General features: G+C 59.8%; 5 protein-coding genes. All 5 read left to right on the top strand.

Annotation, left to right across the window (positions count from 1 at the left end):
- On the top strand, positions 1 to 613 hold a 613-nt coding region (gene ccoO / locus AC1D1Z_RS35890), incomplete at its 5' end, for a cytochrome-c oxidase, cbb3-type subunit II (protein WP_477853567.1).
- 8 nt (positions 614 to 621) lie between these two features.
- Positions 622 to 774: a CcoQ/FixQ family Cbb3-type cytochrome c oxidase assembly chaperone gene (locus tag AC1D1Z_RS35885; protein ID WP_017969139.1), complete on the top strand. Its 153-nt coding sequence runs from the start codon at positions 622 to 624 to the stop codon at positions 772 to 774.
- A gap of 1 nt (position 775) precedes the next feature.
- Complete coding sequence (gene ccoP, locus AC1D1Z_RS35880; RefSeq protein ID WP_477853565.1) at positions 776 to 1,639, top strand: cytochrome-c oxidase, cbb3-type subunit III; 864 nt, start codon at positions 776 to 778, stop codon at positions 1,637 to 1,639.
- A gap of 11 nt (positions 1,640 to 1,650) precedes the next feature.
- On the top strand, positions 1,651 to 1,836 hold the full coding sequence (locus AC1D1Z_RS35875; protein WP_477853564.1) for a hypothetical protein: 186 nt from the start codon (positions 1,651 to 1,653) through the stop codon (positions 1,834 to 1,836).
- A gap of 199 nt (positions 1,837 to 2,035) precedes the next feature.
- The coding region (ccoG, locus tag AC1D1Z_RS35870; protein ID WP_477853562.1) for a cytochrome c oxidase accessory protein CcoG at positions 2,036 to 2,889 on the top strand (854 nt) is incomplete at its 3' end.

Here is a 2,889-nt window from a genome sequence, read left to right as displayed (position 1 = left end):
GAATACGATTGAAAAGGTGGAAGGCATGCGGCCGTATACGCCGCTCGAATTGGCCGGCCGGAACATCTACATCCGCGAAGGCTGCTACCTCTGCCACAGCCAGATGATCAGGCCGTTCCGCGACGAGGTCGAACGCTACGGCCATTATTCGCTCGCGGCCGAGTCGATGTACGATCATCCTTTCCAATGGGGATCCAAGCGAACCGGGCCGGATCTGGCCCGTGTCGGGGCACGTTACTCCAACGAATGGCATGTCCAGCATCTCGCGGATCCACGGGCGGTCGTGCCGGAGTCGATCATGCCGAGTTACGCCTTCCTCAAAGAGCAGAGGGTGACGGTCAAGGACGTGGGAATGGACCTGAAGGCCAATGAGGACGTGGGCGTGCCATACAACGACGACATGCTGGCGAATGCGGAGGCCGACATGAAGGCCCAAGCCGATCCGAACGCAGATACGACGGCCCTGCTTGCCCGCTATCCGAAGGCGAAGACCGGCGATTTCGACGGCGATCCTGCTGCGCTGACCGAAATGGATGCCCTGGTGTCCTACCTGCAGATGCTCGGAACGTTGGTCGATTTCTCGACCTACGACGACRCGACCGGCTACCGATGAGGTGATCCATGGAAACCTACACTGCAATGAGACACTTCGCCGACAGCTGGGGCCTTCTGGCAATGGCGGCATTCTTCGTCGGCGTCGTTGTGTTCACCCTTCGCCCAGGCAGCAAGCAAACGGCGAAAGAGGCCGCCGATATTCCCTTGAAGGATGATTGAGATGTCGGAAAAACATATCGATGAATTTAGCGGCGTCGAAACGACCGGACATGAATGGGACGGCATCCGCGAACTCAACAATCCGATGCCCCGCTGGTGGGTGTGGACCTTCTACGCCACTATCGTCTGGGCCTTGGGCTATGCGATCGCGTATCCCGCGATCCCGATGGTTACCGACGCCACGAAGGGCATGCTGGGTTTCTCCAGCCGCGCCGAGTTGCAGCAGAACCTGGATCAGGCCAAAGCATCGCAGACGACACTGCATGATCTGATCGCCGCCAAGACGGTGCACGAGATCGATTCCGATTCTGCCCTTCGCGAATTCGCGGTCGCCGGCGGCGCGTCTGCATTCAAGGTGAACTGCGCGCCGTGCCATGGCTCGGGAGCAAGCGGCGGGCCGGGATTTCCGAACCTCAACGACGACGATTGGCTGTGGGGCGGAGACCTGGATGCCATCCAGGCGACGATCGCGCATGGGATTCGCTTCGATGGGGATACGGACACTCATACTTCCGAGATGCCGCCCTTTGCCGATGTTCTGGATCCCGTCCAGACAAGGCAGGTCGCGGCTTACGTCTGGGGACTGACCAATACACCGTCGGACCCCGGTCTCGCAGAGGCCGGAAAGCAGGTCTTCCTCGATAACTGTGCCGCATGTCACGGCGACGACRCCAAAGGAAAGGCCGACATGGGCGCGCCGGATCTCGCCGATGCGATCTGGCTGAAGGCACGCGGCGAGGATGCGATCATCCGTCAGGTGGCCGCTCCCAAGCATGGCGTCATGCCTGCCTGGGCAGGGCGTCTCGGCGACACGGCGGTCAAGGAACTTACCATTTTCGTGCATTCGCTTGGCGGCGGGACGTGAGGAGAAAAGCCATGGCAGCTCACGGCCACAACCCGATCCTCGATCTCTATGGCACGCAGCGCGCTACCATACGATCACGTGTGTCGGCGCGCGCCAAGGCCACACCGCCACCGTCCGATCAGGACGACCCGGCAAAGATCGGCAATTCGATCGTAAGTTTGACCTGGGTCAAGGACCACAAGCAGACTCGCCGTTAGTCCCTAGCCTCGTCGAGGATGTCCCAATCGTGCCTTTCCTCGGCAGCTCCTGCGGGCCGCGCCCTCTGTCCAGGGCGTGGCCTGTTCCTTTTCGGGAAGATCACTTTCCCACGAGATTGCATTTGGGCATTTCTTGATCTGCATCAAGGAACGGATGCGCGGCAGATGGGACAAGGGCGGGTGAAATCGGATAGGTCCCATGAACCTCTACACTGCACCAGATCCCGATAACATCGAGCGGCTCAATGTCGAGCCGGTCAATGCCCGTCGCAACCGGCAGCCTCTCTACACACCTCGGAAGAAGGTTTTTCCCAAGCGTGCAGAGGGACGATTCCGTCGGTTCAAGTGGATCGTCATGCTGATTACGCTTGGCATCTACTATCTCGCGCCATGGATTCGCTGGGATCGCGGTCCCTACGCGCCTGACCAGGCAATCCTCATCGACCTTTCTTCACGGCGCTTCTTCTTTTTCTTCATCGAAATCTGGCCTCAGGAATTTTATTATGTAGCGGGTCTGCTCGTCATGGCGGGGTTCGGCCTGTTTCTCGTCACTTCCGCGGTTGGCCGCGCATGGTGCGGCTACGCTTGTCCGCAGACCGTCTGGGTTGATCTTTTTCTCGTCGTCGAACGTGCGATCGAAGGCGATCGAAACGCGCGAATGAAGCTTGACGCTGGCCCCTTAAGCTTCGCCAAGCTGAGGAAGCGTGTCGTCAAACATTCGATCTGGCTCCTGATCGGCGTCGTCACTGGCGGAGCGTGGATCTTTTATTTTGCCGACGCGCCGAGCCTGCTTGTTTCGCTGTTCACCGGCCGCGCGCCTGCAGCCGCCTTCACCACGGTCGCCATCCTTACCGCAACGACTTATGTGCTCGGCGGTCTCATGCGCGAGCAGGTGTGCACCTACATGTGTCCGTGGCCACGCATCCAGGGTGCGATGCTCGACGAAAATTCTCTTGTCGTCACCTACAATGACTGGCGGGGCGAGCAGCGGTCGCGTCACGCCAAGAAGGCTTTAGTCAATGGCCTATCGGTCGGGGATTGCGTGGATTGCAA

The organism is Rhizobium sp. P1_E1, from assembly GCF_056406015.1.
The sequence above is the reverse complement of the archived record's forward strand: the minus strand, read 5'-3'. Positions and strand labels throughout refer to the sequence as shown.